The sequence below is a fragment of the Chryseobacterium candidae genome, from assembly GCF_004916905.1.
GTDB lineage: Bacteria > Bacteroidota > Bacteroidia > Flavobacteriales > Weeksellaceae > Chryseobacterium > Chryseobacterium candidae.
The window spans coordinates 125650-147729 of record NZ_SDLV01000023.1 but is presented as its reverse complement, the minus strand read 5'-3'; the positions used below and the strand labels follow the sequence as shown (position 1 = coordinate 147729).

The following is a 22080-nucleotide window of genomic DNA, read 5'->3' as shown; positions in this document are numbered from 1 at the left end:
TATAAGATTTTATGGAATTTTTAGACAGATACCAGCAGATTGTTGCAGATGCCATCACTAAATATACTTTTAAAGATAAACCTTCGGAGCTCTATGAGCCGATGAATTATATTATTTCCCATGGTGGAAAACGTCTTCGTCCTATTATGGTGCTGATGGCATGTGATATGTTCGGTGGAGATCTTAAACAGGCCATCAAACCTGCATTGGCTATCGAGTTTTTCCATAACTTCACCCTGATCCATGATGATATTATGGATGAAGCTCCTTTAAGAAGAAACAAGCCTACCATTCATACTTTACATGGCCTTAATGTAGGTATTCTTTCCGGAGACGGGCTGATGCTGAAAGCGTATAAGTTTTTTGAAGATCTTGAACCTGAAATTTTCAAAGCATGTATCAGAATATTTACCCACACAGGACTTCTGTTGTGTGAAGGACAGCAGTATGATATCAACTTTGAAACTCAGAAAGACGTTACTTTTGATGATTATATCAGAATGATTACCTATAAAACCGGAGTGTTAAGTGCTTCTTCATTTGAAATCGGGGCTTTGATCGCAAGAGCTGATTTTAAAGATGCGAAAGCTATTTTTAATTTCGGAAAGCATATCGGAATTGCGTTCCAGATTATGGATGATTATCTTGATGTATTCGGAGATCAGGCACAGTTTGGAAAAAAGCATGCCGGAGATATTTATGAGAACAAAAAAACGGTTCTGTATCTGTTAGCAAGAGAACATGCTACCGATGAAGAAAGAAAAGAACTGGATTACTGGTATTCTAAGAAGACTGAAAATGTTGATAAGGTGTATGGCGTAGAAAAGATTTTCAGAAGAACAAAAGTAGATGAGAAAGCTTTACGTCTGATTGAAAAACATAATGAAATAGGACAAAGTTACCTTCAGAAAATAGATGTTCCGGAAGAAAAGAAAAAACCTTTCATTGAACTGGCTAATTATTTGTTGAGAAGAGAAAGTTAATATAGGTAACAGAGGGTAGTTCGCAGGTAACAGCAATTTACCTGCAACCTGTTCCCTGCAACCTAATCCCTATACAATGAAATTCAGAACCGAAGTTGATATTCCCGTATCAGAAAAGAAGATTGAGATTGAAGATAAAATATTTTCAATAGGATCATGCTTTGCCTCTGAAATGACAGATCTACTTCAGGACGGACAACTTCAGACTCTTAACAACCCCTTTGGGACTATTTTTAATCCTTTTTCCATCAATAATGCCATCAACAGATTACATGATTCTGCATTTTACGAAGAAGAGGAGCTGATTACTTACAATGAAGAATACATCTCTCTGGATCATCACACCAGTTTTGATACCCGATATATTCATCAGACCCTGGACAGGATTAACGGTGCTATTGAAGCGGGAAATGCCTTTCTTCAGGAAGCTGACTGGATCATTATCACTTACGGATCTTCATTTATCTATGAATTTCTTCCCAAGAAAAAGCTGGTAGCCAACTGTCATAAAATTCCGCAGAAGTTTTTTGAGAAAAGATTACTTTCCCATCAGGAGCTGACAAGCTCAATTTACCATACAATTCTGGATCTTAAAGATATTTGTAAAGAAGGAGTGCAAATTCTGTTTACCGTTTCCCCCGTAAGGCATACAAAAGACGGAATGGTAGAAAACCAATTGAGCAAATCCAAGCTGATTACGGCTATCCATGAGTCTATTTCTATGTTCGAAGACTGTCATTATCTGCCGGTTTATGAGATTTTAATGGATGACCTCAGGGATTACCGTTTTTATAAAGAAGATATGATTCATCCCAGTACGCAGGCGGTTAATTATATATTTGAGAAATTCGGGAAGTCTTATTTTTCAGAAGAAACACAGAACTTTATCAAAGAAAATTTTAAAATCATCAAGGCTCTTGAACACAAGACAAGCGATAAGAAAGATCCGAAGTTTATTGAGTTCAGAGAAAAACTGGATCAGAGAATTGAAGTACAGCGCAAGAAGGTAAAACATAAAATATTTTAAATGCCTGATTTCACCAGAATTGACTATCTGAAAGATGGAAATGAAAGACAGAAAAAAGCTTACGAAATTCTTAAAAAATATCGTGTTTTCGATAAATTGAAGGATTATTCTCCAATTTTAGCAGGAACTGTTCCTATTGAGATTGATATCAAAGGAAGTGATCTGGATCTTATTTTCGAGGTGGATTTAAAATTTGAACAGGATTTTCTGGATGATTTACTATTTTGCCAGCTTATTCCTCATGATGCAGAAGTGGAATATCCCATTGTAAACGGGGAGAAATGTATTACGTTAAATTTTATACTGGACGGGTTTCTTATTGAGATTTTTGGACAAAATAAGCCTACAACAGAGCAGAATGCATACCTTCACATGGTTGCAGAATACAAAATATTACTGAAAAAAGGAGAAAAATTTAAACAAAAAATAATAGAGCTGAAAAAACAGGGAATAAAAACAGAGCCAGCTTTCGGACTATTGCTGGGACTTGAAAACCCTTATGAAGATCTGTTGAAATTTTAAATAAAATGATTGATACACATACACATCTATACGCAGAAGAATTTGATGAAGACAGAAAAGAAGCCATTCAGAGAGCTTTAGATAAAGGGATTAGAGAATTTTATCTTCCTGCTATCGACTCTGAATCCCATGAGAAAATGCTGCAGCTGGAAACAGACTATCCGGGCCAGATTTTTTCTATGATGGGGCTGCATCCCTGCTATGTAAAGCCAGAATCATGGGAAAAAGAACTTGAAATTGTAAAAAATTATCTTGGTCAGAGACATTTTCCGGCTATTGGAGAGATTGGAATTGATCTTTATTGGGATAAAACAACACTTGATATTCAGGTGAAAGCCTTTGAACAGCAGATTGACTGGGCGATAGAAAAAGACCTTCCGATTGTCATCCATACCAGAGAAAGTTTTGATGAAACATTTGAGGTTCTGGAAAGAAAAAAACATCCGAAACTTAGAGGAATCTTCCATTGCTTTTCTGGAAATCTGGAACAGGCAAAACATGCCATTGGTCTTAATTTTATCTTGGGAATCGGTGGAGTAGTGACTTTTAAAAATGGAAAAATAGATCAGTTTTTGAACGAAGTTCCATTGGATAAAATTGTTCTGGAAACAGATTCTCCATACCTGGCTCCGGTTCCTCACAGAGGGAAAAGAAATGAAAGCTCTTATCTTGATCTGGTTGCCGGAAAACTGGTGGATATCTATGGGAAAGACTTTTCTGAGATAGACCTTATTACAACAGAAAATGCTAAAAACATTTTCAAATACCATAATTAATGAATGCCCTGTTAAATTTTATTAGGAGCAACAGGTTGAATGGCATATTGCTGTTTGCTGTTTATTTCATCATTAATCTTTTATTTCTGACAAAATATGGAATCAGGCAGTCTTTTGTTCCTCTTACTATTTTAGTTATTCTTTTTTCAGGGGGTAATTTATTATTATTCTCTTTAGGAAAATGGTCTCGGTTGAAAAAATTATGGACCGAAAAATCTGTATATTTTCTTATCATTTTTATAACTATTGTTTACATTGCTTTGTGCCATGTGATAAAAGATCCCTACAAAATGAATATTGACAGATGGGCAACTTTAGAATTTTCTGTAGAGCATTGGACAAAAGGAGAATATATCTATGATACTCCAAATTTCATGGGAAATTTATCCTCTTATCTCCCCGGGCAATTGCTTTTGTCAAGTGTTTTTTATTTTTTAGGTAATGTCGGATACCTTCAGGTTGCTGCCTTCTTACTGTTTTCCTATGTTATTTTTTTAGAATTTAAGAGCAATTTTCATAGATTTTTTGCGATAGGAATGTTAGGTATTTCCCTGGCTTATATTTATGAAGTGGTCTGTAAGAGTGATTTTATCTCTTCCTTTATTGCAGTTGCAGCCTTTATTCTTTTTTGGAGCAGAAAGTTTAAAGATGATTACTTTAAAAGACCTTTTCTGTTGGGAATATGCATAGGAATTCTATGTCTTACAAGAAGCGCAGTGATCATCCCTTTAATTATTTTTTTATTAAATCCTTTTATTAAAACCAGCTGGAAAAATAAAATAAAATTTGGGGTATGCTTTTTATTGACGGTAGCAATCTTATTGGCATCTGTTCTGCTGCCTGCCAAAAATATTGAGCATGTGCTGCAATATAATCCTCTTAATCTTCAGGGACAAAGCAATAAATTTGTTATGCTGTTCTTTATGATACTGTCGGTTATCCTTTCCTTCTATGTTAAAAAAATAGAAACAGTATTTTACTTCTCAGCTTATATTCTTTTTTTGGTGATGTTAAGTTTTGTAGGTGAACAGTATTTCACTTTAGGGTTTTCTTACCAGAATAATTTCTTTTCTACCACTTATCTGGCAGCTTGTTTACCTTTTTGTATTATCGGTTATTGCTATACAAAACAAAAAACAGAATAATAATAATCAACGATCATAAAAAAGGTCGTTTTCACAAGTTGTGAGACGACCTTTTTTATTTTATTTCTTTCTTGTGAAATTCTTGTTCTTAGGTTTTTTAAACCCTACCGAAGCTCCCGCAGAAGGCTTTTTACGGTTGTTACTCTGCCTTGAGCTGTTACTGTTGCCTGTTGTTTTAGGTTTCTCACCACCTGCATGCAGAGGTTTGTTATTTGAATCCCTTTTCTGGGCAACAAGATCATCAGTATGGAACGGATGATCTTTGATTACGGGGATTTTCTTTCCAATCAGTTTCTCTGTATTCTTTAAATTCAAAAGATCAAGTCCGTCTACAAAAGATATAGAATTACCTTCGGCTCCGGCTCTTCCGGTTCTTCCGATTCTGTGTACATACGTTTCAGAAACATCGGAAAGCTCAAAATTGATCACGAACTTCAATTCATCAATATCAATTCCTCTGGCAGCAATATCTGTGGCGACAAGAACCCTTGTTTTTCCGGATTTAAAATTATTCAATGCATTTTGTCTCGCATTCTGAGATTTGTTACCGTGAATTGCTTCTGCAGAGATATTATCCTTCTGAAGTTTTCTGGAAATCTTATCTGCACCGTGCTTCGTTCTTGCAAAAACCAATACAGAGTCTGAAATATCATTTTGCAGAATATGAGAAAGTAAATTCAGTTTATTATCCTTTTCTACGAAATACACAGATTGTTTGATGGTATCTGCCGTAGAAGAAACCGGAGTTACCTCTACTTTTATCGGATTATTGAGGATAGAATTAGCCAGTTTTTGAATTTCAGCCGGCATTGTTGCGGAAAAGAATAAAGTTTGTCTTCTCTGAGGTAAAAGTTTAATGATTCTTTTTACATCATGTACAAAACCCATGTCCAGCATTCTGTCTGCTTCATCAAGAACAAAAATCTCAAGATTTTTCAGGCTGATGATGCCCTGTGCAATAAAGTCCAGAAGTCTTCCCGGTGTTGCTACCAGAATATCAATACCTTTTCTCAAAGCTGCCTCCTGGTTTCCTTGCTTTACTCCTCCGAAGATAACAAGTTGTTTTAATGGAAGATATTTACCGTACGCATTAATGTTTTCCTCAATCTGAATAGCCAGTTCTCTGGTTGGTGTAAGGATTAATGCTTTAATATGTTTGTTGGGAATTTTATTTTTGGATAAATTCTGTAGGATGGGGATGGAAAAAGCGGCTGTCTTCCCTGTTCCTGTCTGCGCACAACCTAAAAAGTCTCTGCCTTCCAGAATATCAGGAATAGATCTTTCCTGAATAGGCGTAGGTGTGGTGTATCCCTGCTCCTGGATTGCTTTTGCAATAGGTTCTATTAAGTTTAAGTCTGTAAAATTCAAATGAATTATTTTAAAATTTAAATAAAAATTCCTTCAGTCTGAAAGAATTACATTCTGCAAAGGTAGTTTAAAAAAAATTAAGATTTTTATTCTGCTCATTTGCATCTTTATAAAGCTTATTTTATGGCTGTAAAATATCAATGGCCACCCATATACAAGCAGCCAATTGTTTTATTGTAAAAATAAAATCTTATCTGGATCAAAAGATCATAGTAAATGAAATTATTTCACTTTAGTCCATTGCTGGTTTTTTCGTAAATTTTCAAAAAACTGATACAGTTCCGAAAGCTTTTCGCTTCCACGCTTTCCGTAATCTTCCACATTTTTTGAAGTTCCGTCAGCGAATTGTACTCTTAAATAGGCGGTTGGAAGATCGGTAATATTGTGTTCACCGTATTTGTTATTCAAACTTTTTACATTTAAGCCATCAAGTAAACTGATTAATTTATTATAATCTTCTTCTTTAATGACTCCTTTAAAACTTCCTTCACGTGGTTTGGAGAACTCATCTTTGGAAGGCTTATCATTAAAATTAAAATGTTCTGCTTCAAAAACTGCACTTCTGTCCGGGTTGATTATTATTTTAAAAACAGGGCAGAAACCAAAACACGGAGTTGCCTCATATTCAATTGCAGTATATTTTGAATTTACTTTTTGAGAAGTTGTACAGGATGTCAAAAACACAAATGCGCAAATGGCGAGGAAATATTTCATAGTCTTTTTAAATTTGAAAGAGTCTCCCAAGAATTGTTCCAAAAGATAAAATTTTCTTTGTTTCGATGTTAAACATAAAATAGTAAATCTGCTTAACCTTTAAGATTGTATCAAGTGTTAAGAATATGAAGATAAGCTCTGCTTTATGCTTAAGAGATCAGAATGATTCATCTTAACGATGCTTTATTTTTAAATCTTTTCTTAATGGTTTAAAAATTTACGGGAAATTTTATAAAGAAAAACAGCCTCAGAGGAAATCTGAGGCTGTTTTTTATGCTGCAGCTCTATTTTCAAAATAAAACTGATAAATCAATGTACGTCTATCCGTGCAATTGTTTCCAGATAGCATCTTTCAGCTCCATAAGGCCTTCTCCGGTAACTCCTGAGAAAAATAGAGGCTGTTTGTTTTCCGGGAACTCTGCTGCAATTTCTTTTTTCAGTTCATCATCCAGAAGATCAGATTTTGAAACGGAAACAATGAAATCTTTATCCAAAAGTTCCGGGTTGTACTCCTTCAGTTCGTTTTCAAGAATTTTAAACTCCTGGAAATGGTTTTCAGAATCGGCCGGAATTAAGAATAAAAGGATAGAGTTTCTTTCAATATGTCTCAGGAATCTGTGTCCTAAACCTTTTCCTTCTGCTGCTCCCTCAATGATTCCCGGGATATCAGCCATCACAAATGATTTGTAATTTCTGTAATCTACAATCCCAAGGTTAGGAGTTAATGTAGTAAAAGCGTAATTGGCAATTTTGGGTTTTGCTGCAGAAACAGAAGCCAAGAGTGTAGATTTTCCAGCATTTGGAAATCCAACAAGTCCTACATCGGCCAAAATTTTAAGCTCGAAGACTACATAGCCTTCTTCGCCGTCCATTCCGGGTTGAGCATATCTTGGAGTCTGATTGGTAGAGGATTTAAAATGTTCGTTTCCTTTTCCTCCTTTTCCTCCCTGCATCAAAATGATTTCCTGTTTATCTTCAAGGATTTCTCCGATAATTTCACCTTCTTCATTTTTAGCGATAGTCCCAATAGGAACGTCGATATAAATATCAGAACCGTCAGCTCCTGTCAGCTGGTTTTTCGCTCCGTTTTCACCTCGTTCTGCTTTTATGTGACGGGTATATCGGAGTGGAAGCAAAGTCCATTCATTAGCATTTCCTCTCATGATGACGTGTCCGCCGCGACCTCCGTCGCCACCGTCAGGCCCCCCTTTAGGAATATACTTTTCACGGCGAAGGTGGGCAGAACCAGCACCTCCGTGTCCGCTTTTACAATGGATCTTTACGTAATCTACAAAGTTAGACATATAGTTTGTGTTGCGGGTTGCAGGGATGAAACTTCTTATCCCTTGCCATATCCCGATTATTTAATTTTCTCTACCTCAGCGAAAAGTTTTTGGGAAATCTCATCAATTTCTCCAACACCGTTTACCTCTACATATTTCCCCTGCTGCTTATAAAGCTCGGCAACTTCTGCTGTCTTGGTATAATATTCTTTAATTCTGTTTTCGATGATCTCTACATTGCTGTCGTCTGATCTTCCGCTGGTCTCACCTCTTTTCAGAAGTCTTTCAACCAAAATTTTGTCCTCTACTACCAATGAAAGACAGATGTCAATCTCGTCATTCAGTACTTCTTTAACGATAGTCTCCAATGCTTCTGTCTGAGCAGTTGTTCTTGGATATCCGTCAAAAATAAAACCATTGGTATCAGTAGGCTTTTTGATCTCGTCGATCAGCATATCTGTTGTTACCTGATCCGGAACCAATTCTCCCTTATCGATGTATGACTTCGCCAGTTTTCCAAGTTCAGTGTCATTTTTCATGTTGTATCTGAAAAGATCACCTGTTGAAACCTGTTTTAAATTGAATTTCTCGATCAGATTCTGGGCTTGTGTTCCTTTTCCACTTCCTGGAGGGCCGAACAGAACAATGTTTATCATAATGTTGATACGCTTCCAGCAATTGGCATTTTGCTTCCGGCTCCTGGCTTTTGGCGGTTTGCTCTTTGCTTTCAGCTTTTTTAAGTTAATATTAAATTTATTTCTTTATTATAATTTTTAAGCTAAAAGCTATCAGCTAATAGCCAACAGCGTTTAATGGTTGATTTGTCCGTCTTCCAGCTGATATAAATTTGGAAGGTTTCTTCCCAATTCATCATAATCCAGTCCGTATCCAAGTACAAATTTGTTTGGGATTTCCTTTCCGATGTAATCCAGTTTGAAATCTTTCTTGTAAATCTCAGGTTTCAATAGAAAACTAGCCAGTTTTACAGATTTAGGACGTTGTGTTTCTTTGAAATATTTAAAAAGACTTTCAACCGTATTTCCTGTATCTACGATATCCTCAACAATGATGATATGGCGGTCTTTTACGTCTTTTGTAAGCTCCATTTTCTGATAAACGATCCCCGTAGACTCAGTTCCTACATAAGAGCTCATTTGAATGAAGGCAATTTCGCATTCCCCCGGGTAATATTTTAAAAGATCAGAGAAGAACATCACCACTCCATTTAACACCCCAATGAAAACAGGAACTTCATCCTTGTAATCTTCATAAATTCTTAACGCTGTCTCTTTTACAATTTCCTGAATTTCGGCATCCTTTAAATAAGGAACGAAAGTTTTGTCGTGAACTTTAATGCTTTCCATAAAATTTTTAGTAGGAGGCAAAGTTACGGATTTTTGATTAAAATACTTTCCTGTTTTTATCAGTTTGAAACTTTGATGGTTTCAGGACATCTGAATTGAATAATATGATAAAGTCTGTTTAAATAATAATAAAGAGAAGCTTTTTAACGAGACATTAAGGTATAACCTTAAAAAACGACTCCGCAAACAATGAAAAATAAACAAGTGTTTAAAACAAAGAAGCAAAAGAGGGGGATAAATGTTCTGATTGAAATGAAAAAGAATAATATTCAGGAAAATGACTATCTTTGTTCTTTCAAACCCAACAATACAGACATGTAGGATATCATTTCTTTCAGATTCATAAAAACAGTAATGAAGAAGTTGCTGGTGTTCAACCATTATTAAGAAAGAAATCATGATTTTACTGCAAAATATATCCTTTGGGTTTCCGGGAGGAAATCTTCTATTTAATCATATCAATTTAACAATACAGTCTCATACCAAATCTGCTCTGGTAGGGAGTAATGGCGTGGGAAAATCAACCCTGCTGAAAATAATCGCGGGAGAAATACAGCCTCTCAACGGCAATACCAATATTCCGGGTAATATCTTTTATGTACCGCAGATATTTGGAAATTTAAATGATCTTACCATTGCAGAATGCCTGAGGATAGATCAGAAACTCCATGCTCTTCAAAAAATTACCAATGGAGAGGTGGACGAAATATATTTTGAAACGCTCAATGACGACTGGGATATTGAAGAAAGATGCCAGCATGCTTTGGAGCATTGGGGTCTCGAAAATTTTGAATTAACTCAAAAACTGGAAGACCTGAGTGGAGGACAGAAGACTAAAGTTTTTCTCGCCGGAATTCAGATCAATCAACCTGATATTATTGTATTGGATGAACCTACCAACCATTTGGATCTTAATGGCAGGAAATTACTGTATGATCTTATCAACAAAACAGATGCAACAGTGGTTATCGTAAGCCACGACCGTACTTTGCTCAATCTTGTGGATACCATATTCGAATTAAGCAATCAGGGAATTGCAACTTATGGTGGAAACTATGACTTTTATGCCAAACAGAAAGAAGTGGAGGAGGAAGCATTGCAAAATGATATCCATTCCAAAGAACGTACTCTGAAAAAAGCAAAAGAAAAGGAGCGGGAAACTCTGGAACGAAAGCAAAAACTGGATGCAAGAGGTAAAGGGAAGCAGGAAAAATCCGGAGTAGCCAGAATTATGATGAATACGCTTCGGAATAATGCTGAAAAAAACAGTTCAAAACTTAAAAGTGTACACGCAGAGAAAATTAGTGGGATTTCCGGTGACTTAAGAGATCTGCGTTCCTCCTTAAAGAATTCTGATCAGATGAAAGTTAATTTTAATGATTCCAATCTGCATTCAGGAAAGATCCTTGTTACCGTTGAAGATATTAATTTCACTTACGGAAAAGAAAAACTCTGGAAAGAAAACATCAGTATGGAGGTGCGAAGTGGAGACCGAATATCAGTGAAAGGCTCAAACGGTTCCGGAAAAACTACCCTGATAAAACTTCTGCTGGGAAATATTAAACCTTCGGAAGGAAAAATAAATAAGACAGAATTCAACAGTATCTATATTGACCAGGAATATTCCCTTATTGATAATGATTCAACGCTTTACGATTTTGTACAGACTTTCAATGACAATGCCATGCAGGAATCCGAAGTGAAAACATTACTCACCAGATTTTTATTTTGGAAAGATACTTGGGACAAAAAATGTGGAATGCTAAGTGGCGGAGAGCGTTTACGATTGCTTCTTTGCGGTCTTTCCATCAGTAATAAAGCACCCGATATGATTATCCTTGATGAACCAACCAATAACTTAGATCTTCAGAATGTAGAAATTCTCACCAATTCTATAAAAGATTATCATGGTACCCTGCTGGTGATTTCCCATGATGAGGTTTTCCTTCAGGAGATTGGAATTGACAGAGAACTGATGCTGGGGTAATTGTTACATTTCTTGCAAATCAGACAAAATCCTTTTTAGATATTCAATAGGGGTGGGCTTTAGCCCGCCTTCAACATCAAAACAACTCCATCTGCTTTAGCCAAAACTTATACAGAAATTCCAGATCAATGCTATCTGGAATTTTTATTTTGTTCTTATTATTTTAAGATCCAGTTATGGATTTCCTTCAGAACCTGTTCTCTTATGGATTCGTTTAAAATCTCATGACGCATATCAGGATAGATTTTTAAGTCCACATTTTGAAAACCATCAATTTTTAAGTTGTTGACGGTTTGTATGACACCTTTTCCAAAATCACCGATCGGATCGTTCTGCCCGCTTACGAATAAAAAAGGAAATGATTTAGAAATAGGTGCAGCCCAGTTTCTCGTTGTCGCTTTTTTATAAATGGTAAATAAAGTATAAAAAGCATTATGAGTGAACGGAATTCCACAAAGTTCATCCTGTTCAAAAGCTTGTCGGTTTTTAGGATTTACACTGAGCCAGCTGGTATCACTGAAATCTTTATCCTTTTTAAAATGTTTGTTATTGACACTCGTGAAAACAGAATTCAAAAAAGTACGATGATGAGGCGCTATGGCATTGGCCAATGACAAATAAACTCTCAATATATTGATTCCCGGTAAAGGTCCGCCGGTTCCTGTAATGATAGCCCCGGAAAATTTACTGCTTGCTTTTTGAAGAAGGCATCGTGTAATAAAAGATCCCATAGAATGTCCCAGAATAAAATGGGGGACATCCGGATATTGTTCTGCAAGATAATCTGCCATCATTTCAGCATCTGCAACAAGCCTTTCATCCGGTTTTTCAAGCTGGAAGAAACCAATATCTTTTTTCTCTTTTACAGATTTTCCATGTCCCAGGTGATCATAGGTCAATACAGCAATTCCATGAGACGCAAAATATGCTGCAATCTCTGCATATCTTCCGCTATGTTCCTGCATGCCGTGAACGATGAGAAGAGTGGCTTTTGCTGTTTCCGGAGAAAATATGGTGTGGAAAAGCTGGGAGCTTTTGTTTAAATTTGATGGTAAATATGATGATGTTTGGGATAATAGCATGATAATTAGGGTTTACGTTATTTTATCTCGATTTCAGGAAGCTTTAAAGATTATCATGGGACTTTGTTGATAGTATCGATTTCAGAAGATGTGCGTGTTTGAAGATGAAGTAGGTAGAACAGTGGATTGGTAATTATTGTACTTTAACTTTGTTTTAATCAAAACTTAATGATATTTATAAATCTAAATAACCAAAATATTCATTTGGTGGGATATTTAAATCTATAAAATTAAAACTAGGCTTTTGGTCTTCTTCTTGGAGAAGGTAATAAATTTTGATACTCTCGGTGTCTGAAGACAAATAATAAATGATATTTTTCTCTACATCTGCTTGAGAAAATAATTTTGAGTCATTTGGAATTATATTTCTTTCAGCTAGTTTTAATTTTCCTTTTTTTGTGAAAACTACTTTAGCAATGTCCCCTGTTTTAGTGGCATGATTCAGATTAAATGGAAGAATAGCTAAATTTCTTAAAGGTAGTTCTGATATTGAACCTCCAACACAATATTCAGCAATTGAAATTGTTGAAATATACATTTTGATATCTTTGCTTAAGAAGTATTTATAATATTCCAAAGCATTTTTAAATAATGGATCAGCATCATTTAAAAATCTAATAAAGAAACTTGTGTCTAGTAAAACTCCATTAACTTTCATAGCTTCCTCTCATTTGTCTTAACCATTCATCAGGATTAATATTTGAAAGCCAAGATTGTTTTGCCCTATCTCTTAATTTTTTCAAATAATTTTCGTCAAAAATGGGATTGTAATCAATTAACTCAATGAACTCTAAATTTGTAAAATCAATTTCTCCGTTTTCGGAATGTTGATTACCTTTAGCTCTTATACCTAAAGATCTATATAGAATATTTTCTTCTTGTTGTTCTAAGAATGAAATTGGAGTTTGAATTCTAACCGTTCCGTATTCATCAGTCAATAAATGAATATTAGCTTTATCTTTGCCTCCTGCATTAGTTATTTTTCCATAGAAATAAAATTCTGCTTCAGCCCAAATTGCTTCTGTTCTTTTAAAATCAGAAAATTTATCAATTCGAATATTATTAGAACCTTCAAGTGATGTCGTTATATCAAGAGCAAAATCCTTTTTCTTTGCTAAATCTTGAAGGTTTTCAATAGCTTTAGCTGTTGCTAAATCCAAATAATCAATTGTATTAGTTTGAGAAATTAAACCTAATACGGCATTAAAACTAACTATATATTGTATTCCGGTTTTAAAAATATTTCTAACAGAGCCTTCTTTAATATCATAAGAAATCAAAGGTCTATTTTTCTTATCTCCAGAATATAGCAAATCATCAACATTGTTTAATATAGAAACTATTTCCTTGATATCAAAGTTATCAGGATTTATATCTACGTTTCCAATTTTTCCAGAAACTTTTATTTCTATTTGACCATGTTTTTCCACAAAACAAAAGTAAACAAATTTTTATTTCAAAAATTATACGACATGACTTTATTATTTTAGTCTAAATAATTTTAATAACTTCAACCTCATGATTTTCACCCCAACTAAAAATAAATATCCTCTAGAATTTGGTCGTCATTTTTTTTAAAAGTAATTTTGCACGAATCTAAAAACAAAAGTAAAATATGTCAACTTATGTAGTTGTAGGTCTTCAGTACGGAGATGAAGGCAAAGGAAAAATCACGGATGTTTTATCAGCAAAATCGGACTATGTAGTGCGTTTCCAGGGTGGAGACAACGCTGGTCACACGGTTTATGTGGGTGATGAGAAATTCGTTCTACACCTTCTTCCTTCAGGAGTTCTTCAATGCAAAGGGAAATGTATCATTGCGAACGGAGTAGTGGTAAACCCTAAGTCTTTCATTAAAGAAGTTGGTCAGATTGAGAGCAAAGGCTTGAGAACAGATCATATCTTTATCAGCAGAAGAGCGCATGTCATCATGCCTTACCACATCCTTTTGGATACTTACCGTGAAGAGGAGCACGGAGGAACTCAGATCGGAACTACCAAAAAAGGAATCGGACCTTGTTATGAAGATAAAATTGCAAGAGTCGGGATCAGAATGGTAGACCTTTTAAATCCTGAAATTTTAAGAGATAAAATCGAGAAAAACTTAAAAGTTAAGAACTCTCTTTTTGAAAAATATTACGGAAAGCCAACGTTAGACGTTGAAGAAATCTACAACGAATATTTAGCAATCGGAAAACAGCTTCAGGACAGAATCGTTGATACAGAATTAGAGCTGAACGAAGCGATCAGAGACGGTAAAAACGTCTTATTCGAAGGTGCACAGGCGTTAATGTTGGATATCGACTTCGGTACCTATCCATACGTAACTTCATCTTCTCCATCTACAGGAGGTGTTTGTTCAGGAGCAGGTGTGCCGCCAACTTCACTTCAGAACTTAATTGGTGTTGCAAAAGCTTACTGTACAAGAGTTGGAAACGGACCTTTCCCTTCTGAACTGGATAACGAACTGGGTGAAAAAATCAGACAGATCGGTGGTGAATTCGGAGCAACTACAGGTAGACCAAGAAGAACAGGTTGGTTAGACCTTGTTTCTTTAAAGCATGCTTGTATGATTAACGGTATCAATAACCTTGTCATCACTAAGCTTGACGTTCTTACAGGAATTGAGAATCTGAAAGTAGTAACACACTACAAAACTGAAGACGGAAAAATTATCGATTATTTCACTTCTTCAACAGAAAAACTATACAATTACGAGCCAATCTACCAGGATTTACCAGGGTGGAGCGAAGATATTACGAAAGCAAGAAGCTATGATGAACTTCCTGACACTGCTCAGAAATATATCGAGTTTATTGAAAAATACTTAGGAATCAACGTATACTTGGTTTCTGTAGGTCCTGAAAGAAGTCAGAACATTATCAGAAAAGAATTATTCTAATATTCTTAGAGATTAAAATAATAGAGAGACTATCATTGGATGGTCTCTTTTTTTTAACCCTTGTCAAGGTTCAAAACCTTGACAGGGATAAGGTAATGAATTGCTATTTATTTACAGAAGAAATAACTCCTTTTTCTCCTGTAAACTTTCTATTTGTAAATGTTAAAATTTAAACATTGTCATAAAATTTTCTAATATTATGTTGTTTTGATAAAATTTTGGCAGATGTTTTGATATTGAAACACTACTTATCGATAAGAACAATAAAACTAATAATCAAAATTTTTAACAGTTTAAATAGTAGTAGTGATGAAACAACATAACCAAAATCAGGAATTTCGGTTCAACGAAGTTCTGTTTGAGCACCGCAATAAAGAATATGGTGCCTATGTATTAAGAAACGAATCAGATAGAATATTAACCAAAGCGCTTTTTATCGGAGCAGGTTTAATGGCCGCAGTATCCATTACACCATTTGTGATCTCTGCAATGAAACCTGCTGATATACCCGCAGGACCGTTATATGAACTTCCAAGAGTTGTTGAGATTCAGGAGATAGATAAACCAAAAGATCCTCCTGCGCAGATTGTAAAACCAACGCCGCCAGCTCCTGCAGTAAAAACATATGATGAAAGAGTGCCAGAGCCTAAAGCAATTGTTACCAATGAAAAACAAGTGGAGGATAAAACAAATGCAGTGGCAAGTACACAGACATCGGACGGTAAAGAAGTACCAAATACAACCTATATTCCGATTGTTCCACGTGTTATTGGAGGAGACGGGCCACCCGCTGTAAAGGCTGATCCGGTAGTTGAAAAAGCAGATCCTAAAAAGATTGAAACGGAATTAAGTGTAGAAGCCAATTTTGCAGGAGGAATAGACTCCTTCAGAAATAAAGTGATGAACAGCTTCGACAGTTCAGGATTTGAATCCGAAGATGTAGTAAAAACGACAGTTACCTTTATTGTAGAAATGGACGGAACCATCTCAGGGGTAAAAGCTAACGGAACCAACGCCGATTTTAACAATGAGGCAATGAGAACAATTAAAATGATTTCCAACAAAGGAAAATGGATTCCAGCCAAAAACAAAAAAGGAGAATTCGTAAGAAGTTATTTCAAATTTCCCATCTCCATGAAATTTGAGAATTAATACGAAAAAGTAAATTTCAAATAGTTATCCACAAAGAATTTTTTTTGTGGATAATTTTTTTTATCGTTAAATTGCTTATTAACAATATTTTAACTCAATTTTGATTTTCCCCACTCACCGAGAGCAAAGAAAAAAGTGTATTTTTGAAACTTAAAGTTCTAATAATGGCAAAAATCATAGGTATTGCTAATCAAAAAGGAGGCGTTGGTAAAACTACCACCGCTGTAAACCTGGCGGCAGCATTAGGAGTATTGGAAAAAAGAATATTAATCATCGATGCTGATCCTCAGGCGAATGCTACATCCGGCCTGGGTGTTGAAGATGTTCAGTATTCAACATATAATCTGCTGGAGCACAGTGCGGATACGAGAGTCTGTATCAAAAGAACGGCAACTCCGAACCTGGATATTATTCCGTCACATATCGATCTGGTAGCTGCGGAAATTGAATTGGTAGACAAGGAAGACCGTGAGTATATGCTGAAAAAAGCATTGGCAAGCGTAAGAGATGATTATGATTATATTATCATCGACTGTGCACCGAGTTTAGGTCTTATTACCGTCAATGCTCTTACGGCAGCAGATTCTGTAATCATTCCGATTCAGTGTGAATATTTCGCATTAGAAGGGCTTGGGAAACTTTTGAATACCGTTAAAAATGTTCAGAAGATCCATAATAAAGATCTTGGAATTGAAGGTCTTCTTTTAACCATGTATGACAGCCGATTGAGATTATCCAATCAGGTAGTGGAAGAAGTAAATCTGCATTTCCCTGAGATGGTTTTTGAAACCATTATCAGTAGAAACGTAAGATTGAGTGAAGCACCAAGTTTTGGAGAAAGTATCCTGAATTATGATGCAGAAAGTAAGGGAGCTGTTCAGTATATTCAGTTAGCTGAAGAAGTTCTTTTGAAGAATGAAAACTTAATAAAGAATTAAATTAATAATAAATGGCAATAAGTGAATGCCAGGCATCACTTTTCAAACATCATTTATCAATTATATCTATGAAGGACAAAAAAAGAGCTATGGGACGCGGCTTGGGCGCCATTTTAAGTGCAGAATCCAAAGCAACTATCAATTCCGCTACTGATGAAGGAGCAGATAAGTTTGTGGGAAATATTGTGGAAGTTGCGCTTGAAGATATCTATCCGAACCCAACGCAGCCGAGAACTTATTTTGATGAAAAAGCATTAAATGAGCTAGCACAGTCAATCAAAAACTTGGGTGTAATCCAGCCGATTACCCTGAGAAAAGACGGTGAAAAGTTTGAAATCATTTCCGGGGAAAGACGTTACAGGGCAACTAAAATTGCAGGGTTAACGACTATTCCCGCCTATATTCGTTTAGTGAATGACCAGGAGCTTCTTGAGATGGCTCTTGTTGAAAATATTCAGAGAGAAGATCTTGATGCTATCGAAATAGCATTAACCTATCACAGGCTTTTAGAAGAAATAGGTCTTACTCAGGAAAACCTGAGCCAGAGAATAGGAAAGGACAGAAGTACCATTACCAATTCTATCAGACTGTTAAGATTAAATCCGGATATTCAGAATGCCATCAGAAGCGGTGAGATTTCTGCAGGACACGGAAGAGCCATTATCAGCCTTGAAAGTGAAGAGGATCAGCAGGTTTTGTTTGATCTTATTATCAAAGAAAAATTAAACGTTCGTCAGGCTGAACAGGCTGCTGCAGCATTGAAGAACCCAAAATCTGCTGCCGCTAAAAAAGCAAAAGTAGAGCTTTCCAACAACTATAAAAAAGCCCAGAAGACCATCGCAGATATCTTGGACGTAAAAGTAGAGATCAAAGCTTCTGGAAATGGTAAAAAAGGTAAGATTGTTCTGGACTTCAAAAATGAAGAAGAGCTGGAATATATTTTATCCCATATTAAATAAATGAAGAAAATATTTTTCACATTTTTCTTGTGTATGGCTGCACTGGCTTACTCACAAGTAAAACCTATCGATACCGTTCGGATGCAGACTCTTCCGAAAGAAGAACCTCGTGTGGTGAAACCAGGCAAAACAGAAGCAAAGATTATTGAAGATCTTGAAAAAGCCAATGGTCCCACAGTAAAAACTATAAAGCTGAATCCTACCAGAGCGGGATTGTATTCCGCAGTTTTACCTGGATTAGGACAGTTTTATAACAAAAAATACTGGAAAATTCCTATTGTTTGGGGAGCGGTTGGAGCGGGAGTTGGTATTGCCGTATGGAATGATAACCAATACAAAAAATATCGGGAATATTACGTAGCAAAGCTGAACGGTACACCAAATGAATTTGTAGACACCCACCCTTGGCTGGACAAAAGAGCTTTGGGTAATGCACAGGACAGAGCCAAAAGGCAAAGGGATTATGCCATTGCTATTACAGGTCTGATCTATATTCTGAATATTGTAGATGCTGTAGTAGATGCCCATCTTTACGAAAGCCGTCATGACCCGGATCTGGTTTTTAAGCCATCGGTTATTCAGGATCAGTATGGGTACAGTGCACCGAAAACAGGATTCAGTTTAAGTTACAGATTTTAAAAGACAATAGACCTGCAGAAAGTTCTTAGGATTAAATGCAGATTAAAAAATAAAAAGATTATATGAAAATAGCATTAGTCGGTTACGGTAAAATGGGTAAGATCATTGATGAGATCGCACAGAAGAGAGGTCATGAAGTAGTTGCCCGTCTGAAGGAAACCCCAACTGCTGAGAATCTTAATAATCCGGATGTTGTGATTGAGTTTTCACTGCCGGAAGTTGCATTTGAAAACATCAAAGCCTGTCTTGAAAATAAAATTCCGGTGATCTGCGGAACAACAGGATGGCTTGATCAAAAAGCTGAAATTGAAAAACTGGCTGTAGATAATGAAACAGCTTTCCTATATGGCTCTAATTTTAGTTTAGGAGTAAATTTATTCTTTGCTTTAAATGAAAAATTGGCAGCTCTTATGAAAAACGTAGATGAATACTCTTGCCAGCTGGAAGAGATTCACCACATTCATAAGAAAGATGCTCCAAGTGGAACCGCCATTTCCATTGCAGAAGGAATCATTCAAAACAATCCGAAATTTGATGCCTGGAAGCTGGAAGAAACAGAAGGGAAGCAGCTTGGAATTTTTGCAGTACGTGAAGATGAAGTTCCCGGAACGCACAGCGTGTACTACAGAAGTGAGGTAGACGAAATCGAGATCAAACATACCGCATTCAACAGAAATGGTTTTGCACTGGGAGCTGTAGTAGCTGCAGAGTGGATTAAAGATAAAAAAGGAAACTTCGCAATGAAAGACGTTTTGGGGCTTTAATTTGTAACAAATTCTGTAAATTGCGACAAATAAAGAAGATGATGAATAGTGAATTGTAAACAGCGGACTGCTTTTATCATTTATTACTCATCATTTTATCATTGATATCATAAGAATAGGCACAAAAATTTATGAATTATTTTTTAACTTATACAGTATATGTCCTCATACTATCCGTATTGATGGGCATTTCATCTTGGAAACTGTTCAAGAAAATGGGTTATAGCCCTTTATTTGCTTTTATCCCTTTCTACAACTATTTCATTATTCTGAAAGAAACAAAACACCCGAAATGGTGGGCAATCCTGTCTTATCTTCCGATAGTAGGGCCAATCATGATGTCTGTTTTCCACCTTTACCTGGTGAAAAAGTTTGGAAAAACACTTTTCAAAGATCAGATTCTTACCGTGATCCTGCCATTTATTTATATGGCGGTCATCAACTATTCTAAAGACGTAGAGTTAGAAGATGAAAATGCAAACGATCTGTTTCTTACAGACGAAGAAAAAAATGATAAGAAGAATGATACATTCATCGGTTCCATTACCTTTGCGGTAGTTTTCGCAACCATTATCCACGTTTTTGTAACACAACCTTTCGGGATTCCTACAGGATCCATGGAAAGAACATTATTGGTAGGTGACTTCCTTTTCGTAAACAAATGGAGCTACGGTTACAGACTTCCAATGCGTCCGGTAGCAATACCTTTCCTTCAGGGAACCATTATGGATACAGGACAGAAAGGGAATCCGAAAGATGATCCGAAGTCTTATGTAGACGCAGTAAAGCTTCCTTATACAAGAATATTACAATTCAATAAGCCGCAGAGAAATGATGTGGTGGTTTTCAACTATCCTCAGGATTCAGTACATACAGCAATTGACAGAAAAGATCCTTACGTAAAAAGATGTGTGGCTACAGCAGGAGATACTTTTGAAATGAGAGCCGGAAGACTTTTCGTCAACGGAAAGCCGGAGACTGTTTTAGGAGATCAGGAAGTACAGCACAGATACCTTGTAACGACGGACGCCCAATTGGATATCCCTACTTTATATAAAGCTTATGGATTCTTACCGGTTCAGGAAGTACAGCAGAATAACGGAGGTTTCCTTTATGGATTCCAGGGCTTAACGGATAAAACGGCTAAAGAAATTAAAGAACTTCCTCACGTTATTGATATGAAGGAAGAGGTTTCACCAAAAGGAGAAGCTGCAGTATATTACAGAGACGAAGCTAAAACTAAAATCGATACTACTCAATCTATTTTCCCAATCAACAAACCATGGAATCAGGATTGGTACGGACCGGTTAGAATTCCTAAAAAAGGAGATGTAGTAGCGATCAATCAGGAAACACTGCCAATGTACCAGTGGATCATTTCTGAATATGAACACAACAGCTTAGAGAAAAAGAACGGAAAGATCTTCATTAATGGTAAAGAAGCGAATCAGTATACCATTCAGCAGGATTATTATATGATGATAGGGGACAACAGAGATGCTTCATTGGATGCAAGATTCTTTGGCTTCGTTCCGGAAGAAAATATTGTTGGAAAACCAATGTTTACATGGATGAGTCTTCAGGGTGCATTCTCTGACAGCAGTTCCACTTACCAGGCTCCATTCAAAATCCGTTGGGAAAGAATGTTCAAAGCCACCAACACAGGTGAAGCCAATAAAACTTCTTACTGGTGGGTTGCAGCGATGATTCTGATCTTATTCTTCGGATGGGATTATTTCATGAAATTATTCAGAAAGAAAAAAACTGAAGACGACTAATAGAAAAATTAAACTTAAAATAGAATGAAGTATTTGAAAAAATACTTCATTTTTGCATTATGAATATGACGAATGTATTATTGCCGGCATTTTATATGCCCCCAATCTCATGGTTCTCAGTGTTTTTGAATCCTGAGAATAAAATTGTATTTGAACAGTTTGAAAACTTCCCGAAGCAAACCTATAGAAACAGAGCCAATATTTATGGTGCCAACGGAAAATTGTCATTAATAATTCCTATCAACCATAACGGAAAAAGAGAATTTAAAGATATTGAAATCTCTTACCGTGAAGACTGGAGAACGCTTCATTGGAAATCCATTAAGACCGCATATCAAAGCTCTCCTTATTTTGAGTATTACGAAGACAAGTTCAGAAAAATATTTGACCTTAAAGAAAAGTTTCTTCTTGATTTTAACCTTAAAGGAATAGAAGTAATCCAACAGATACTGAAAACAGAAAAGGCACACTCTTTGAATGAAGAATATATCAAAAATCCTGACAGTATCAATTTCAGAGAAAAGTTTTCAGCAAAACTTCCTTCAGAATTTCAGATGGAAGAATATTACCAGACATTTTCTGATAAATTAGGATTTTTGGAAGATCTTTCGGTTCTTGACCTTATCTGTAATAAAGGGCCGGAATCATTAGTGTATATAAAAAATATAAAACAATTAGATTAGCATACCATCGCCTT

Annotated in this window: 23 protein-coding genes; 15 read left to right on the top strand and 8 right to left on the bottom strand. The window is 35.9% G+C overall.

Annotated features, from left to right (window positions below):
- The first annotated feature begins 11 nt into the window (after window positions 1-11).
- The 5 genes from EK417_RS11845 to EK417_RS11825 all read left to right on the top strand — a co-directional run bounded on the left by EK417_RS11845 (window position 12) and on the right by EK417_RS11825 (window position 4453).
- Window positions 12-983, top strand: coding sequence for a polyprenyl synthetase family protein (locus EK417_RS11845; protein WP_076596742.1), 972 nt, complete (start codon window positions 12-14; stop codon window positions 981-983).
- Window positions 984-1059: 76 nt separating this feature from the next.
- On the top strand, window positions 1060-2010 hold the full coding sequence (locus tag EK417_RS11840) for a GSCFA domain-containing protein (RefSeq protein ID WP_110367781.1): 951 nt from the start codon (window positions 1060-1062) through the stop codon (window positions 2008-2010).
- Window positions 2011-2532 carry a DUF4269 domain-containing protein gene (locus EK417_RS11835; RefSeq protein WP_136522269.1) on the top strand — a complete coding sequence of 174 codons (522 nt, stop codon included), beginning with the start codon at window positions 2011-2013 and terminating at the stop codon, window positions 2530-2532.
- Between the two features lie 5 nt (window positions 2533-2537).
- Complete coding sequence (locus tag EK417_RS11830) at window positions 2538-3308, top strand: TatD family hydrolase (RefSeq protein ID WP_136522268.1); 771 nt, start codon at window positions 2538-2540, stop codon at window positions 3306-3308.
- Window positions 3308-4453, top strand: coding sequence for a hypothetical protein (locus EK417_RS11825; protein ID WP_136522267.1), 1146 nt, complete (start codon window positions 3308-3310; stop codon window positions 4451-4453). Before EK417_RS11830 ends, EK417_RS11825 begins: the two co-directional genes overlap by 1 nt.
- 60 nt (window positions 4454-4513) lie before the next feature.
- On the opposite strand, the gene EK417_RS11820 is transcribed toward EK417_RS11825, so the two are convergent.
- From EK417_RS11820 to EK417_RS11800, 5 genes are all read right to left on the bottom strand, one after another.
- A complete protein-coding gene (locus tag EK417_RS11820) occupies window positions 4514-5821 on the bottom strand; it encodes a DEAD/DEAH box helicase (protein ID WP_136522266.1) in 1308 nt (435 codons plus the stop codon).
- A 222-nt stretch (window positions 5822-6043) separates the two neighbouring features.
- Window positions 6044-6535, bottom strand: coding sequence for a DUF6438 domain-containing protein (locus EK417_RS11815; RefSeq protein WP_136522265.1), 492 nt, complete (start codon window positions 6533-6535; stop codon window positions 6044-6046).
- A 320-nt stretch (window positions 6536-6855) separates the two neighbouring features.
- Window positions 6856-7839 carry a GTPase ObgE gene (gene obgE, locus EK417_RS11810; RefSeq protein ID WP_076596748.1) on the bottom strand — a complete coding sequence of 328 codons (984 nt, stop codon included), beginning with the start codon at window positions 7837-7839 and terminating at the stop codon, window positions 6856-6858.
- 56 nt (window positions 7840-7895) lie between these two features.
- Window positions 7896-8474, bottom strand: a complete 579-nt coding sequence (locus tag EK417_RS11805; protein WP_034697446.1) for an adenylate kinase — start codon at window positions 8472-8474, stop codon at window positions 7896-7898.
- Window positions 8475-8627: 153 nt separating this feature from the next.
- Window positions 8628-9182 carry a phosphoribosyltransferase gene (locus tag EK417_RS11800; protein WP_076596749.1) on the bottom strand — a complete coding sequence of 185 codons (555 nt, stop codon included), beginning with the start codon at window positions 9180-9182 and terminating at the stop codon, window positions 8628-8630.
- A 189-nt stretch (window positions 9183-9371) separates the two neighbouring features.
- Between EK417_RS11800 and EK417_RS21550 the strand changes: the two genes are divergently transcribed.
- Window positions 9372-9503, top strand: coding sequence for a hypothetical protein (locus EK417_RS21550; RefSeq protein WP_262709821.1), 132 nt, complete (start codon window positions 9372-9374; stop codon window positions 9501-9503).
- A gap of 76 nt (window positions 9504-9579) precedes the next feature.
- Window positions 9580-11169: an ABC-F family ATP-binding cassette domain-containing protein gene (locus EK417_RS11795; protein ID WP_136522264.1), complete on the top strand. Its 1590-nt coding sequence runs from the start codon at window positions 9580-9582 to the stop codon at window positions 11167-11169.
- Between the two features lie 158 nt (window positions 11170-11327).
- Here EK417_RS11795 and EK417_RS11790 read toward each other — a convergent pair whose 3' ends face one another.
- From EK417_RS11790 to EK417_RS11780, 3 genes are all read right to left on the bottom strand, one after another.
- Window positions 11328-12251, bottom strand: coding sequence for an alpha/beta fold hydrolase (locus tag EK417_RS11790; RefSeq protein WP_136522263.1), 924 nt, complete (start codon window positions 12249-12251; stop codon window positions 11328-11330).
- Window positions 12252-12426: 175 nt separating this feature from the next.
- Window positions 12427-12909, bottom strand: coding sequence for a type II toxin-antitoxin system VapC family toxin (locus EK417_RS11785; protein WP_136522262.1), 483 nt, complete (start codon window positions 12907-12909; stop codon window positions 12427-12429).
- Window positions 12899-13681 (bottom strand): hypothetical protein, encoded by a 783-nt coding sequence (locus tag EK417_RS11780; protein WP_136522261.1) that lies wholly within the window; start codon window positions 13679-13681, stop codon window positions 12899-12901. The genes EK417_RS11785 and EK417_RS11780 overlap by 11 nt, the downstream gene beginning before the upstream one ends.
- A 185-nt stretch (window positions 13682-13866) precedes the next feature.
- Here EK417_RS11780 and EK417_RS11775 point away from each other — a divergent pair, with 185 nt between their 5' ends.
- The 8 genes from EK417_RS11775 (at window position 13867) to EK417_RS11740 (ending at window position 22066) form a co-directional block, all read left to right on the top strand.
- Window positions 13867-15153, top strand: coding sequence for an adenylosuccinate synthase (locus EK417_RS11775; protein ID WP_062676417.1), 1287 nt, complete (start codon window positions 13867-13869; stop codon window positions 15151-15153).
- Window positions 15154-15462: 309 nt separating this feature from the next.
- Window positions 15463-16305, top strand: a complete 843-nt coding sequence (locus tag EK417_RS11770) for an energy transducer TonB (RefSeq protein WP_136522260.1) — start codon at window positions 15463-15465, stop codon at window positions 16303-16305.
- 164 nt (window positions 16306-16469) lie between these two features.
- Window positions 16470-17243, top strand: a complete 774-nt coding sequence (locus EK417_RS11765) for a ParA family protein (RefSeq protein WP_002981269.1) — start codon at window positions 16470-16472, stop codon at window positions 17241-17243.
- A gap of 68 nt (window positions 17244-17311) precedes the next feature.
- Window positions 17312-18202, top strand: a complete 891-nt coding sequence (locus tag EK417_RS11760; RefSeq protein WP_076596756.1) for a ParB/RepB/Spo0J family partition protein — start codon at window positions 17312-17314, stop codon at window positions 18200-18202.
- On the top strand, window positions 18203-18841 hold the full coding sequence (locus EK417_RS11755; RefSeq protein WP_136522259.1) for a DUF5683 domain-containing protein: 639 nt from the start codon (window positions 18203-18205) through the stop codon (window positions 18839-18841).
- A 62-nt stretch (window positions 18842-18903) separates the two neighbouring features.
- Window positions 18904-19605 carry a 4-hydroxy-tetrahydrodipicolinate reductase gene (gene dapB, locus EK417_RS11750; RefSeq protein WP_076596758.1) on the top strand — a complete coding sequence of 234 codons (702 nt, stop codon included), beginning with the start codon at window positions 18904-18906 and terminating at the stop codon, window positions 19603-19605.
- A gap of 131 nt (window positions 19606-19736) precedes the next feature.
- A complete protein-coding gene (gene lepB / locus EK417_RS11745) occupies window positions 19737-21383 on the top strand; it encodes a signal peptidase I (RefSeq protein WP_136522258.1) in 1647 nt (548 codons plus the stop codon).
- 59 nt (window positions 21384-21442) lie between these two features.
- On the top strand, window positions 21443-22066 hold the full coding sequence (locus EK417_RS11740; protein WP_181446079.1) for a WbqC family protein: 624 nt from the start codon (window positions 21443-21445) through the stop codon (window positions 22064-22066).
- The last annotated feature ends 14 nt before the right edge of the window (window positions 22067-22080 follow it).